Here is a 13,304-nt window from a genome sequence, read left to right on the forward strand (position 1 = left end):
CGCAGCGAAGCCAACCGAACCTACGGAGGAGAACGATGTCAGACGCGTCAGGTAGCAAAGTACTTGTTCTGGTCGGGAGCCTGCGGGCGGCGTCGGTCAACCGCCAACTCGCCGAGCTCGCGATCGAGTCGGCTCCGGCAGGCGCGACGCTGACGCTCTTCGATCGGCTCGGCGAACTGCCGTTCTACAACGAGGACATCGACAACGAGTCGGTGGACGAATCCGTCGTGGCGCTTCGCGAGGCGGCTGCGGCATCCGATGCCGCGCTCGTCGTCACGCCTGAGTACAACGGCAGCATCCCCGGCGTGCTGAAGAACGCCATCGACTGGCTGTCACGGCCGTTCGGTGACGGTGCGCTCAAGGACAAGCCGATGGCAGTGATCGGCGCGGCGTTTGGCCAGTACGGCGGCGTCTGGGCGCACGACGAGACACGCAAGTCGTTCGGCATCGCCGGGCCGCGGGTCGTCGACGACCTGGACCTGTCCATCCCGGCGGCGTCGCTGGACGGCAAGCATCCGCGGGAGAACGCCGAGGTCGTCGAGCGGTTGCGCGACATCGTCGGCAAGTTGGTCGCCGAGATCGGCTGACACGGCGAGGCGCCGACACCTCAACAACCGGCAGGGCGGGTGGTTCACCCGTCCTGCCGGTTGCTGTTTTCCGAACCGGGGTGAGCCGACAAACGATCACGGCGGTGCGGCGTGAGTCCCATCAGTGTCTGCGCCTGCGGGCGGGAATCTCCAAGGGCCTCGCGGCGGGTGCGCACGCTTTGCTGGGGGAGTTGCTGGACGGGAGGTGCGTCTGCCCTCTCCCCAGCGCTGTGCGAGGACGTGTCGGAGGGTTCTGATAGACCTGACAGTGCCGGTTGTGGCGACGCCGTTGTGATCTGGGACACGCCGAACACGGCGCGACACACCGCAACTACCAGGGAAAATTCCAAACGTGTGATTACGACCATCTTGTGTGTGCTCTACTAGCGGGGCACAACATCTAGTGTCTAGGGTGGAGAGCGACAAACGATGCAATCTGCTCTCGACGAGGGTCCGAGGGGAAGTTCAGCCCCCGGCTTGTCGTTGAGAGCAAGAGAACGTCAGTCGTCCGGTCGGCCGTTGGTCAGATGGGGTGCGAAGTGACAAAGAATCATCGGTCGTCGAACAAAAATTTCGCTGAGGGAGCCCAAATGACTGTCACCGTGTACACCAAGCCCGCCTGCGTCCAGTGCAATGCCACCTACAAGGCTCTCGACAAGCAGGGCGTCGACTACGACGTCATCGACATCTCCGTCGACAACGACGCCCGCGACTACGTGATGGCGCTCGGCTACCTGCAGGCTCCCGTCGTCGTGGCCGGCAACGACCACTGGTCGGGCTTCCGCCCCGATCGGATCAAGTCGCTCGCAGGCGTGGTGGCCGCAACGGCCTGACCCGCCGGCTCACGGGGTAGTTCGCGCACAACGGAGAGAAGGGCACAGCAGTGAGTAATCTCGTCTACTTCTCCAGCGTGTCCGAGAACACCCACCGTTTTGTCGAGAAGTTGGACACCCCTGCCATCCGCATCCCGGTACACGGGCGCATCGAGGACCCCGAGGTCGTCCGAGAGCCCTACGTGCTGGTGCTGCCCACCTACGGCGGGGGGCATGCCAACGGCCCTGATCCCGACGCCGGGGGATACGTCCCCAAGCAGGTGATCGCATTTCTCAACAACGAGCACCACCGAGGGCTGCTGCGCGGCGTGATCGCCGCGGGCAACTCCAACTTCGGCGCAGAGTTCGGCTATGCGGGAGTCGTCATCTCCCGGAAGTGCGGCGTGCCGTATCTGTACCGCTTCGAATTGATGGGCACCACGGACGACGTCTTCGCCGTCCGCGCGGGCCTCACCGACTTCTGGAAGGACCAGACGTGCCCCCAACCGTCACAGCTGCAGAACCTGTAGCTGCCGAAGTTCACGCGCTGCCGGGCGAAACGGATTACCACGCGCTCAACGCGATGCTCAATCTGTACGACGCCGACGGCAAGATCCAGTTCGACAAGGATCGGGAAGCGGCGAACCAGTACTTCCTGCAGCACGTCAACCAGAACACGGTGTTCTTCCACAATCAGGACGAGAAACTCGACTACCTGGTTCAGAAGAACTACTACGAGCGCGAGGTGCTCGACCAGTACTCGCGCAACTTCGTCAAGACGCTGCTCGACCGCGCGTACGCCAAGAAGTTCCGGTTCCCGACGTTTCTGGGCGCGTTCAAGTACTACACCAGCTACACGCTGAAGACGTTCGACGGGAAGCGCTACCTCGAACGCTTCGAAGACCGCGTCGTCATGGTGGCGCTGACACTGGCCGCCGGTGACACGGTGCTCGCCGAGAAGCTGGTCGACGAGATCATCGACGGCCGCTTCCAGCCGGCCACCCCGACATTCCTGAACTCGGGCAAGAAGCAGCGTGGCGAGCCGGTGTCGTGCTTCCTTCTTCGCATCGAAGACAACATGGAGTCGATCGGGCGCTCCATCAACTCGGCGCTGCAGCTGTCCAAGCGCGGCGGCGGAGTCGCGCTGCTGCTGACCAACATTCGTGAGCACGGCGCGCCGATCAAGAACATCGAGAACCAGAGCTCGGGTGTCATCCCGATCATGAAGCTGCTCGAGGACTCGTTCTCCTATGCCAACCAGCTCGGGGCGCGTCAGGGCGCCGGTGCGGTGTACCTGCACGCGCACCACCCCGACATCTACCGCTTCCTCGACACCAAGCGGGAGAACGCCGACGAGAAGATCCGGATCAAGACGCTGAGCCTCGGCGTGGTGATCCCGGACATCACCTTCGAGCTGGCCAAGAAGAACGAGGACATGTACCTGTTCTCGCCGTACGACGTCGAGCGGGTCTACGGCGTGCCGTTCGCCGATGTCTCGGTCACCGAGAAGTACTACGAGATGGTCGACGACGCGCGAATCCGCAAGACGAAGATCAAGGCGCGGGAGTTCTTCCAGACCCTCGCCGAGCTGCAGTTCGAGTCGGGCTACCCGTACATCATGTACGAGGACACGGTGAACCGGGCCAACCCCATCGAAGGCAAGATCACCCACTCCAACCTGTGCTCGGAGATCCTGCAGGTGTCCACGCCGTCGGAGTTCAACGACGATCTGTCGTACTCCAAAGTGGGCAAGGACATCTCGTGCAACCTCGGCTCGCTCAACATCGCCAAGGCGATGGACTCGCCGGACTTCGCGCAGACCATCGAGGTGTCCATCCGGGCGCTGACCGCAGTGTCGGATCAGACCCACATCACCTCGGTGCCCTCGATCGAGCAGGGCAACAACCAATCCCACGCGATCGGCCTGGGGCAGATGAACCTGCACGGATACCTGGCTCGCGAGCGAATCCACTACGGCTCAGAAGAGGGCGTCGACTTCACCAACATCTACTTCTACACCGTGCTGTACCACGCGCTGCGGGCGAGCAACCGCATCGCGATCGAGCGCGGGACGGCGTTCGGCGGCTTCGAGCGCTCGAAGTACAAGTCGGGTGAGTTCTTCGACAAGTACACCGACCAGGTGTGGGAGCCGGCCACCGAGCGGGTGCGCGAACTGTTCGCCGACGCGGGCATTCGCATTCCGACGCAGGAGGATTGGGTTCGGCTCAAGGAGTCGGTCCAGACCCACGGCATCTACAACCAGAACCTGCAGGCCGTTCCGCCGACGGGGTCGATCAGCTACATCAACCACTCGACCAGTTCGATCCACCCGGTGGCCAGCAAGATCGAGATCCGCAAGGAAGGCAAGATCGGGCGCGCCTACTACCCGGCGCCGTACCTCACCAACGACAACCTGGAGTACTACCAGGATGCGTACGAGATCGGCTACGAGAAGATCATCGACACCTACGCCGCGGCCACCCAGCACGTGGACCAGGGGTTGAGCCTGACGCTGTTCTTCAAGGACACCGCCACCACCCGTGAGGTGAACAAGGCCCAGATCTACGCCTGGCGCAAGGGCATCAAGACGCTGTACTACATCCGCCTTCGTCAGATGGCTTTGGAGGGCACTGAGGTGGAGGGTTGCGTCAGCTGCATGTTGTGACCCGGTGGGGGTCACCCGCGGGCGGTAGAACCGCACGATGACCGATGCCGGCGAGTATCCGCTGACACCGATTCAGCAGCGCGCCTGGCTCAACTACATGCGCGTGTACCACCGGCTCGAGTACGAGATGAACCATCACCTGCGCACCGAATGTGGGCTCTCGCTCTACGACTACACGGTGCTCAACGCGCTGTCGCGAGCGCCCGATCGCCGCTTACAGGTGACATCGCTGGCGACGGTGATCGGGTGGGAGCGCAGCAGGCTGTCGCATCACCTGATGCGGATGACGCGCCGCGGCCTCGTCGAACGCACAGCGTCGGAGACCGACGGCCGCGGCACCGTCGTCATCCTCTCGACCCCAGGTTGGGACCTGCTCGCGGCGGCCGCCCCGATACACGCGGAGTGGGTGCGTCGCACGTTCTTCGGCGACCTTGATCCCGGCCGCGAGGATGCCCTCGCCGACATCCTCGCCGCGGTGCACGAGGGATTGCTGCGCGAGGGGACCCTGCCGCGTCCGGACGTCTAGACCTGGTTCGTGCCGCCGTCGACGTAGACCTCGGAACCGGTCATGAAGCTGCTCGCATCCGACGCGAGAAAGACCACCGCGGCGGCCAACTCCTCGGGATTGCCGATCCGCTTCATCGGGTTCGATGCCAGATTGTCGAGCATGGCCTGGCGCTGATCGGGATCGGGCTCCAGTTCCGTGAGGCCCGGGGTCAAGATGGGGCCGGGAACGATGGTGTTGACCCGGAATCCGCGGTCGCCCAACTCGGTGGCCCAGGTGCGGCCGAAGGACCGGATGGCGGCCTTGGCGGCGGCGTAGGCGCCGAACGCCGGCATGCCTCTGCCGGCCGCTGTCGAGCCGGCGAGCACGATCGAGGCCCCGGGATTCAGCAGCGGCAAGGCCTTCTGCACGGTGAACACCGTTCCGCCGACGTTGCGGTTGAACGTGTCGATGAGGTGTTCGGGTGTCTCGTCTTGCAGGGTCACGTACTCGCCGCTGCCGGCGTTGGCGAAGACGATGTCCAGTCCGGCTCCCGAGGCGCGAATGACATCCATCAATCGGTCCAAGTCCTCGACACTGGTGACGTCGCTGGCAACACCGACCACGCCGCCGCCGAGAGACGCCGCGGCGTCGTCGACGCGCTGCTGGGTCCGGCCGGTGAGGAACACCTTGGCGCCCGCGTCGGCGAATGCCTGCGCTGTCGCGTAGCCGATGCCGGACGTGCCGCCGGTGACCAGTGCTGTCTTTCCTTCGAGTTGACCCATAATGCCCTCCTGTTGTCGGGGAACGCCCGTCGCGCTCCATTTCCGACAACTAGGTGACATCTCACGTTATTCCGTGACATGTCACGCATATCTCCAAGAAGCGATCCGGTTGATCGTCCAGCGCAGTGGCCAGCCGGTCGGTTGGTACAGAATCAACCCTTGCGGGCCTGCTTCGCCCGCTGCGCCTTGAGACGGCGTTCCTCGCGCAGCACCGCCTGGTAGCTCTCACGTTCTGCCACCAACCACTCCGGCAGTTCCTCGAGCAGCTGACTGATCTGTTCCGTGGTGAGCGCATCGGTGACCCCGCCGCGCACGAGACCGGCGATCGAGACGCCCAGCTTGGCCGCCACAAGGTTCTTGGGGTGCGGGCCGTTCTTGCGGAGGTCGGTCAGCCACTGCGGCGGGTCCGCCTGCAACGCCGCGAGTTCGGTTCGGGTGATCGGGTTCTCCTGGAACTCCGCAGGCGTCGCGGGCAAGTACACGTCCAGCTTCTTCGCCGCCGTGGCGGGTTTCATGGACTGCGCGTTGGGCCTGCTCATGAAGGTCAGCGTATCGGTAGCCTGATGCGGTGGCTTCGCCCTCGCTGCCGTCGTTCACCCTCGGGTATGTGCCCGGCGGTACGCCCGCGAAGTGGGCCCGGGCCTGGGCGCAGCGCCACCCCGAGGTGCCGCTGAAGTTGCACGCCGTGTCTGCGGCGGACGCGTCCGCCGCAGTGCGGGCCGGCATCGTCGACGTGGCGTTGCTCCGGCTGCCCGCCGATACGACCGGGCTGGCCGTCATCCCCGTCTACGAGGAGACGACGGTGGCCGTGGTGCCGACCGATCACATTCTCACGGCCGTCGACGAGATCACCGCCGCGGACCTCGACGGCGAGCCGACACTGCTGCCGCTCGACGACGTCCTGTCCTGGCCGGGCGCTCCGGGCGACCCGGTCGACCACCGACCCGAGACCACCGAGGACGCAATAGAACTCGTGGCTGCGGGCATCGGGGTGCTCATCGTTCCGCAGTCGCTGGCGCGGCTGTATCGCCGCAGAGACCTCACGTACCGACCGATCACCGACGCACCCGCCTGCCCGGTGGCGCTCGCCGTCCTCGCGGGGCCGCAGGTCGCACTGGTCGAGGAGTTCATCGGGATCGTGCGGGGCCGCAAACCCGGCTCGTCGCGGGGGCAGGCGCCGCCGCCGCCCAAGCGCACCGCACGGGAGAAGACCCTGGCGAAGCAGGCCGCCCGAGCCGCGGCGGGCAAGGTCGCCCGCAAGCAGGGGCCGGCCAAGCGCGGACGGCGCTGACGTTCCTCGCGGCGGCCGGCGCGATCAGATCGTGAGTGTGCCGTCGTCGTTGATGGTCCACTGAGGATTGAGCGCAACCTCCCAGACATGTCCGTCAAGATCGGCGAAATAGCCCGAATATCCACCCCAGAAGACCTTTTCGGCCGGCTTGAGGATGGTCGCACCCGCCGCGGCGGCCTGCTCGAGCACCACGTCCACGTCGGCCTCGGTGCGCTGGTTGATCGCGATCGTGATGCCGCTGAACCGGCCGTCGACGGGGTGGTGGGCATCCTCGGCGAGGTCGTCGCGGCCGAAGAGTGCCAGCGCGATGCCGGGAAGTTGATAGAAGACGACGCCGTCGGGTGCTTGCGCCGGTACCCACCCCAGGCCCTGCTCGTAAAAGGTGCGGGCCCGGTCGAGGTCGTCCACGCCGAGCGTGATCAGGCTTACTCGTTGCTCCATGGCCGCGACGCTACCGATGGCCGCCGACAGTGACCGCCGTTGTCACCGGTGCAAGTGCAGCCCGATCACTTTCCGGCAGCCTTTGATCTGTCCTGACCGGTGCACTCGTAGCGACGGCTGAACTCGTCGCCGGGCACCGCCCAGACGTCACCGTGGTCACCCTGCACGATCCAGGAGCCCTCGGGCGCGGTGATGGCGCCCTCGAGCGTGTCCACCTCCTCTGCGGCACGAGCCGGTCGGGCCAGCACAGTCCCGAGCCGCCGCCACCGCCTGCCGCCGAGGTGCTCGTGGGTGGCGCGGAAGATGTCGTCACGCACCGACCATGTGGCGCCGTCCGAATTCTCGCTGACGGCCCAGTCGCCCGCTGCGGCGCTCATCGTCGATCCGTCGTGGGCCGTCCACGTCCACGGGGTGCTGCGCTGCTCGGCCAGCACGACTCCCGCCCGGCGATACTGAACCCACGTGTTGTCGTCGGCGGGACGGGAGCGGTATCCCAACTCCCGCAACTTGGTCAGCGTGGCGGCCAGACTGTGCAGAGCGGCGGCGAGGCGCTGCGCGTCGGTTTCGATCTGCGACCAGTCGAGGAGCTTGTCGTGCAGCTTGGCGGTGTCATCGCGTCGCGGACCGGACCGCCAGCCGTGTCTTCGGTAGTACCGGCACCAGTCCTCGTGTTCGGCGCGCGCCATGGCGGTGGCAGTCGGCGCGTCGAAACCCATCTGCTGCAACTGTTCCAGGGGCTCCAGACCGCGCAACCGGGCAGTGGGCAGGTCATGCGGTGACTGGCCCCAGCTGTTCCATGTGTGCCCACCGATCGTCTCGACCATCCACAGCGCGTTGCGTACCTGGCGCCTGTTGGATTCGCGATAGAACTCGTCGAGCTGGCCCCACGGGACGGCGGTGGGGCCGGCACCACCTGACTCTGCGACGTAGCGGTTGTGAATCAGCATCGCTGCGCGCTCCCAGGCGTCGTGGGCCTGTCCGCCGGGCAGGTCGAGGCTCAGCCGGTAGGTGTACAGGCGCCCGACCACCGCCACCCGCTCGCGGGTGGTATCCGCCCGAGGGTCGTATACGTGAATCGTGGTCTCCGGTAAGCGGGCCGCGATGCGGGTTGCGACGCTGCCGTCCGGTAGCGAGTCGACCAGCACCAGTGCCGTCGACCTCGGATCCCCCCGGGTGACCATGTCCATGAGCGTTGGGAACGACGGGTTTTCATCAATGGCGAGGACGTCGCCGGAACGGTTGCGATATCCGAGTTGCGCCGCGGCGAACTCGCTGTCCTGCCGGTATTCGGAGGCGTTCTCGGCAACGACGGTCAGTGCGGGCAGCCAACCCGTGCCGCCGTATTCGTGTTCGAGCCGGCGTTGGAACATGTCGCTGCACAGGGCGGTCGTCAGTTGCGACGATCCGCACACCAGCAGACGGTCGATCACGGGGCCTGCGAGGATTCTGTCGAGCAATCGTCGGGCCGTCACCTCGTAGATTCCGACGGTGTCGGCGGCCCAACGGTTGTGCACCCCGCCGAAATGCTGAGCGCGCCACGCATTGGCCTGCCACGGATCATCGATGCGCACGATCAGCGGGATGCGCGTGCGGTCGTCGCCACCCAGGGCGGTCAGCGTGCGCAACCGCAACAGGTTGGTCGACGCGTCGGGAGCAAGCAGGTAGAGCCGGTCGAGCTTGTGCCAGATAGGCACGGCGACAAGCGCTTCGGGCCGGTCGAGATCGACGGTGAGGATCCTGGCCCCCACCGTGCGGGCCCGTTGGGCGGCGTCGCTGTCCGCGGTGTCGGTGACGACGACCAGCATGCTCCGGCGGCGCAGAGTGTGCGCGATCGCGGCGACGAGGGCCTGGGCGTCCTGATCGATACCGACCACGGCGGTCACCGAGCGGGCGGATCGCACGCGGAGCCGGTCAAAGCGTGACCGGAAGAGCGCCACCGCTATTCCGACCACAGACATGAATACCGCGGCCAGCGCACAGATCTGGGCGACGTGGAGTGCGACGGGCATCGGGGCCGGGCAGGCGCCGTCGGTCAGTGCACGTGTCGGATCGCCACCCTTGACCAGGGCTGCCGTCCACAACAGCGGGGTGAAGAAATCCGGATGCGACTCGTCCTGGCATCGCCAGTACGAGGCCACACCGAGGATCGTGGTGGTGACCGCGAGTCCGGCGACGATCGCCACCGGCGCCCCGGACCGCCGCCCGCCTGCGGTCCGAGTCACCACGACGATGACCAGCGCCAGCGCAAGGACGACAACGCCGATGGTGACCGCCGAGTTGGGGGCACCGAACCAGCGCAGGCCCTCTGGCAGCGCGTCACGAATCTGCGGCCATGCCGCGATCGCCGCCAGGTAGCCGATCAACGCAGCGGCGAGGGCAAAAAGCATCGCGCGCGCCGCGACGTACCGGGTGCCGGGTCGCTCCGCAGTGCGCACCATCGGAGTCTATTTGGCGATCGACCGGCACCGGGGGTATCGACGAAGGGCGTCGAATCCCCGGGCGACCCGCTTGGTGCTACTTCACCTTGTGCTGCGGGCCCTGTGCCTTCTTGTAGAGCGCCTTGAGCATCCGGTCACGGAACGCCGCGTTGTCGATCAGCTTGACGCCGGCGTTGGCCAGCTTGGGTTGACCGATCAGCTTGTGCATGTAGCGCCCGCGCTTGTATTCGCGACCCCATGCGGCTTCCATCCGCTGTCCGTAGTTGGTGAAGTCGTCGGGTCCGCCGTTCTGCAGAGCGGCGATCGCGCACTCGCCCGCGGCCAGCCCGGATTCGAGCGCCTTCGAGATGCCGGCACCGGAGGCGGGCTTACCCGCACCCAGCGAGTCACCGGTGAACAGCACACCCGGCCGCCACGGCGGCCACGCGGTGAAACCCATCGGCAGACGCCAGGCGCGCACGCTCTTGTTCTTCTTGAGTTCCTCGATCGGCGGCAGATCCCAGTCCCGGGGGAGTGTCCGGAGGAACTCGCCGAGGAACTGTGTCGCGTTGATCGACTGCCAGTTCTTGTAGCTGTTGACGTAGCCGAGGCCGATGTTGAAGATGCCGTCGCCCATCGGGAAGACCCAGCCGTAGCCGGGCAGCTGGTCGCCTTCGAACACCAGCTTCAGGTAGATGTCCAGCGAATCGGAGTCGGGCCGGTTGGCGTGCATCTCCGAGCGGATCGCGATCGCCTGGTAGCCGTTGTATTCGGAGTCGATCTTCAGCGCTCGCTTGATCGGGGAGTAGGCGCCGTCGGCGGCGATGACCGCATCGCCGTAGACCTTCTCGCCTCCCTTGAGCACGACGCCGACCACCCGGCCGCTGGCGTCGAGTTCCGGGCCGGTGACCTCGGCCCCCTGGCGCACTTCGGCGCCGGCGGACTCCGCGTGCTTGAGCAGCACCGTGTCCAGGTGGGTGCGGCTGACGGTGTGGCCGTGATCGGGCATGCCCGGGCGCTTCGGGAACGACAACTCCCACTCGCTCGGGCTGAACACCGTCACCCGGTTCACCCGGTGGAACGTGGCGACCTCGTCGGCCAGGCCCATCTTCTGCAGGTAGCTGACTGCGCGCGCGGTCAGGCCGTCGCCGCAGGGCTTGTCACGGGGGAACTGGGCTTTGTCCAGGACCGCGACCTTCGCGCCGGTCTGTGCGGCCTGCCATGCGGCGGCGGCGCCGGATGGCCCACCACCTGCTATGACCAGGTCGTATCGCTGCGTCATGAATCTCGTCTCGTCGATCGGTTGTCGCAGCGATAGTACCCAAGCTTGGGTCGCCGATCGCGTTGGGAAGAATCCCTAATGGTTCGGTAATCATTCCCCGAGCGCGAGGGGTCTGAGCAGGTCAGCGGCGTCCCGCCGGGTACAGTGATCGAGTGCGACGAGGGTCTAGGGCGCGCTCTGCCGAAGAGCCGGGTGTCAAAGTGGACGCCCGCAGCGAGCGTTGGCGTGAGCACCGTAAGAAGGTGCGCTCGGAAATCGTCGACGCCGCGTTCCGTGCGATCGACCGGCTGGGTCCCGAGGTCTCGCTGCGCGAGATCGCCGAGGAGGCCGGGACCGCGAAGCCGAAGATCTACCGGCATTTCACCGACAAGTCAGACCTCTTCCAGGCGATCGGTCAGCGGATGCGGGACATGCTGTGGGCCGCGATCTACCCGTCGATCGACATCTCGAAAGACCCTGCGCGCATGGTCATCTACCGGGCCGTGGAGCAGTACGTACGTCTGGTGGACGAACACCCCAACGTGGTGCGCTTCCTGATGCTGGGTCGCTTCGCCGAGCAGAGCGAGTCGACGATGCGGGCGCTCAACGAAGGCCGCGAGATCACCCTCGCGATGGCCGACATGTTCAGCAACGAGCTGCGGGAGATGGAACTCGACGGTGCGGCCTTCGAGCTGGCCGGGTTCGCCACCTTCGGGGCGGCGGCGTCGGCCACCGACTGGTGGCTGGGCTCAGAGGACAGCCCCCGACGGCTGCCGTCGGAGAAGTTCGTCGACTACCTGACCACGATCATGGTCGGTTCGATCAACGGCACGTGCGAGGTGCTCGGCATCCGCATCGACCCCGATCTGCCGTTGCATGAGGGCGTTCAGCGCCACGAACACGTCGCCTGAACCCAGTAGGGAGCCGCCCAGCGGCGTACCCGGTACCAGCGTTCCCAGGTACAGTCGGTGTCATGAGCGTCGCTGAACACACCGAGGAGATCTCGGTCGATCACACCCCGGTACGCACCCGTGCCCTGATCATCGGTTCCGGATTCTCCGGCCTCGGAATGGGCATCGAACTTCAGCGCCGCGGCGTGGAATTCGAGATCCTGGAAAAGGCCGACGAGGTCGGCGGAACGTGGCGCGACAACACCTACCCGGGCTGTGCCTGCGACATCCCATCGCACATGTACTCGTTCTCGTTCGAACCGAAGGCCGACTGGACCCACATGTGGTCGTTCCAGCCGGAGATCCAGGACTACCTGCTCGGTGTCACCACCAAGTACGGGCTGCGCCGCTACATCCACTTCGGCGCCCACGTCGACCGCGCCCAGTGGGACGACGACGAGATGGTGTGGCATGTCTTCACCACCGACGGTCGCGAGTTCGTCGCGCAGTTCCTGATCTCAGGGGCCGGTGGGTTGCACATTCCGCTGATCCCGGAGTTCGACGGATACGACGACTATCTCGGGTCCGGACGCGCCGCCTTCCATTCCGCACAGTGGGACCACAGTGTCGACATCGCAGGAAAGCGTGTCGCCGTGATCGGCACCGGCGCCAGCGCGATCCAGATCGTGCCCGAGATCGTCGGGGACGTCGCCTCGCTGCAGCTCTACCAGCGCACCCCGGCCTGGGTGATGCCCAGGCCGAACAACCCGATCCCGGAGGGTATGCGCCGGGTCTTCGCCAACGTGCCGGGTACCCGTGCAGCCCTGCGCGCGGGAATCTACTGGCTGCACGAGTCGGTCGGCTTCGCGATGACCAGTCAGCCGCGGCTGCTCAAGATCGGCGAAATGCTGGGCAAGTGGAACATCCGGCGGTCGATCAAGGACCGGGAACTACGCCGCAAACTCACCCCGGACTACCGGGCCGGCTGCAAGCGGATCCTCAACTCCGACACCTACTATCGCGGCATCGCCGACCCGAAGACCGAAGTGATCACCGACCGCATCACACGGTTCAGCCCGACCGGCATCGTCACCGCGGACAGGGGCGGTCGTGAGACCGAGAGAGACACAGACGTCGTGGTGTTCGCGACCGGATTCCACGTCACCGACTCCTACACCTACGTCGACATCAAGGGCCCCGGCGGTGAGGACCTCGTCGACCGCTGGAACTCCGAAGGCATCGCGGCGCTGCGCGGCATCACCGTCGCGGACATGCCCAACCTGTTCTTCCTGCTCGGCCCGAACACCGCGCTGGGGCACAACTCGGTGGTGTTCATGATCGAATCGCAGATCCGCTACGCCGCCCAGGCCATCGCGGCGGTGGACCGGGCAGGCGCCGGCGCACTGGCGCCGACCCGGGCCGCGCAGGATCGCTACAACGACGATCTGCAGGATGACCTGGAAGGTACGGTCTGGAGTACCGGCGGATGTCAGAGCTGGTATCTCGACGAGCACGGAGTGAACCGCACGCTGTGGAGTGGCATGACATGGCAGTACTGGCTGTCGACGCGCCGGTTCAAGGCATCCGAGTACACGTTCCTGAGAAGAAAGCGCGACACGCCAACACAAGATGTTGCGGCGTCACAAGTTCTGAGCCCCAACAAGTTGTAGT

General features: G+C 65.9%; 13 protein-coding genes. 8 read left to right on the forward strand and 5 right to left on the reverse strand.

All coding sequences use genetic code 11. The annotated features are described in order from the left end of the window. Positions 1–35: 35 nt before the first annotated feature. The 5 genes from ABDC78_RS10035 (at position 36) to ABDC78_RS10055 (ending at position 4,590) form a co-directional block, all read left to right on the forward strand. Positions 36–587 (forward strand): NADPH-dependent FMN reductase, encoded by a 552-nt coding sequence (locus ABDC78_RS10035; protein WP_178362080.1) that lies wholly within the window; start codon positions 36–38, stop codon positions 585–587. A gap of 590 nt (positions 588–1,177) precedes the next feature. Then, positions 1,178–1,420, forward strand: coding sequence for a glutaredoxin-like protein NrdH (nrdH, locus tag ABDC78_RS10040; protein WP_178362081.1), 243 nt, complete (start codon positions 1,178–1,180; stop codon positions 1,418–1,420). Between the two features lie 50 nt (positions 1,421–1,470). Next, positions 1,471–1,929 carry a class Ib ribonucleoside-diphosphate reductase assembly flavoprotein NrdI gene (gene nrdI / locus ABDC78_RS10045; RefSeq protein WP_178362082.1) on the forward strand — a complete coding sequence of 153 codons (459 nt, stop codon included), beginning with the start codon at positions 1,471–1,473 and terminating at the stop codon, positions 1,927–1,929. Next, positions 1,896–4,064, forward strand: coding sequence for a class 1b ribonucleoside-diphosphate reductase subunit alpha (gene nrdE / locus ABDC78_RS10050; RefSeq protein ID WP_347133426.1), 2,169 nt, complete (start codon positions 1,896–1,898; stop codon positions 4,062–4,064). The genes nrdI and nrdE overlap by 34 nt, the downstream gene beginning before the upstream one ends. 37 nt (positions 4,065–4,101) lie before the next feature. Next, a complete protein-coding gene (locus ABDC78_RS10055) occupies positions 4,102–4,590 on the forward strand; it encodes a MarR family winged helix-turn-helix transcriptional regulator (protein WP_178362083.1) in 489 nt (162 codons plus the stop codon). On the opposite strand, the gene ABDC78_RS10060 is transcribed toward ABDC78_RS10055, so the two are convergent. Both ABDC78_RS10060 and ABDC78_RS10065 read right to left on the reverse strand, forming a co-directional pair. Beyond that, the gene (locus ABDC78_RS10060; protein ID WP_178362084.1) at positions 4,587–5,333 is read right to left on the reverse strand and encodes an SDR family oxidoreductase; all 747 of its coding nucleotides are present in this window, start codon (positions 5,331–5,333) and stop codon (positions 4,587–4,589) included. The two genes, ABDC78_RS10055 and ABDC78_RS10060, sit on opposite strands and share 4 nt — an antisense overlap. 152 nt (positions 5,334–5,485) lie before the next feature. Then, positions 5,486–5,872 (reverse strand): DUF5997 family protein, encoded by a 387-nt coding sequence (locus tag ABDC78_RS10065; RefSeq protein WP_178362085.1) that lies wholly within the window; start codon positions 5,870–5,872, stop codon positions 5,486–5,488. 29 nt (positions 5,873–5,901) lie between these two features. Between ABDC78_RS10065 and ABDC78_RS10070 the strand changes: the two genes are divergently transcribed. Continuing rightward, complete coding sequence (locus ABDC78_RS10070; RefSeq protein ID WP_178362086.1) at positions 5,902–6,624, forward strand: LysR family transcriptional regulator substrate-binding protein; 723 nt, start codon at positions 5,902–5,904, stop codon at positions 6,622–6,624. 24 nt (positions 6,625–6,648) lie between these two features. Here ABDC78_RS10070 and ABDC78_RS10075 read toward each other — a convergent pair whose 3' ends face one another. The 3 genes from ABDC78_RS10075 to ABDC78_RS10085 all read right to left on the reverse strand — a co-directional run bounded on the left by ABDC78_RS10075 (position 6,649) and on the right by ABDC78_RS10085 (position 10,764). Continuing rightward, on the reverse strand, positions 6,649–7,065 hold the full coding sequence (locus ABDC78_RS10075) for a VOC family protein (protein ID WP_178362087.1): 417 nt from the start codon (positions 7,063–7,065) through the stop codon (positions 6,649–6,651). A 65-nt stretch (positions 7,066–7,130) separates the two neighbouring features. Beyond that, positions 7,131–9,500 carry a hypothetical protein gene (locus ABDC78_RS10080; RefSeq protein WP_178362088.1) on the reverse strand — a complete coding sequence of 790 codons (2,370 nt, stop codon included), beginning with the start codon at positions 9,498–9,500 and terminating at the stop codon, positions 7,131–7,133. A 79-nt stretch (positions 9,501–9,579) separates the two neighbouring features. After that, positions 9,580–10,764 (reverse strand): geranylgeranyl reductase family protein, encoded by a 1,185-nt coding sequence (locus tag ABDC78_RS10085; RefSeq protein ID WP_178362089.1) that lies wholly within the window; start codon positions 10,762–10,764, stop codon positions 9,580–9,582. A gap of 152 nt (positions 10,765–10,916) precedes the next feature. Between ABDC78_RS10085 and ABDC78_RS10090 the strand changes: the two genes are divergently transcribed. Both ABDC78_RS10090 and ABDC78_RS10095 read left to right on the forward strand, forming a co-directional pair. Next, the gene (locus ABDC78_RS10090; RefSeq protein WP_178362090.1) at positions 10,917–11,654 is read left to right on the forward strand and encodes a TetR/AcrR family transcriptional regulator; all 738 of its coding nucleotides are present in this window, start codon (positions 10,917–10,919) and stop codon (positions 11,652–11,654) included. Between the two features lie 62 nt (positions 11,655–11,716). Next, on the forward strand, positions 11,717–13,303 hold the full coding sequence (locus ABDC78_RS10095; protein WP_178362091.1) for an NAD(P)/FAD-dependent oxidoreductase: 1,587 nt from the start codon (positions 11,717–11,719) through the stop codon (positions 13,301–13,303). The last annotated feature ends 1 nt before the right edge of the window (position 13,304 follow it).

The sequence above is a fragment of the Mycobacterium sp. DL genome (assembly GCF_039729195.1).
GTDB lineage: Bacteria > Actinomycetota > Actinomycetes > Mycobacteriales > Mycobacteriaceae > Mycobacterium > Mycobacterium hippocampi_A.

Bases quoted from the DNA above. Each gene is read 5' to 3' on its own strand.
- ABDC78_RS10035 (WP_178362080.1), top strand. From the start codon at position 36: ATGTCAGACGCGTCAGGTAGCAAAGTACTTGTTCTGGTCGGGAGCCTG.
- nrdH (WP_178362081.1), top strand. From the start codon at position 1,178: ATGACTGTCACCGTGTACACCAAGCCCGCCTGCGTCCAGTGCAATGCC.
- ABDC78_RS10055 (WP_178362083.1), top strand. From the start codon at position 4,102: ATGACCGATGCCGGCGAGTATCCGCTGACACCGATTCAGCAGCGCGCC.
- ABDC78_RS10060 (WP_178362084.1), bottom strand. From the start codon at position 5,333: ATGGGTCAACTCGAAGGAAAGACAGCACTGGTCACCGGCGGCACGTCC.
- ABDC78_RS10065 (WP_178362085.1), bottom strand. From the start codon at position 5,872: ATGAGCAGGCCCAACGCGCAGTCCATGAAACCCGCCACGGCGGCGAAG.
- ABDC78_RS10075 (WP_178362087.1), bottom strand. From the start codon at position 7,065: ATGGAGCAACGAGTAAGCCTGATCACGCTCGGCGTGGACGACCTCGAC.
- ABDC78_RS10085 (WP_178362089.1), bottom strand. From the start codon at position 10,764: ATGACGCAGCGATACGACCTGGTCATAGCAGGTGGTGGGCCATCCGGC.
- ABDC78_RS10095 (WP_178362091.1), top strand. From the start codon at position 11,717: ATGAGCGTCGCTGAACACACCGAGGAGATCTCGGTCGATCACACCCCG.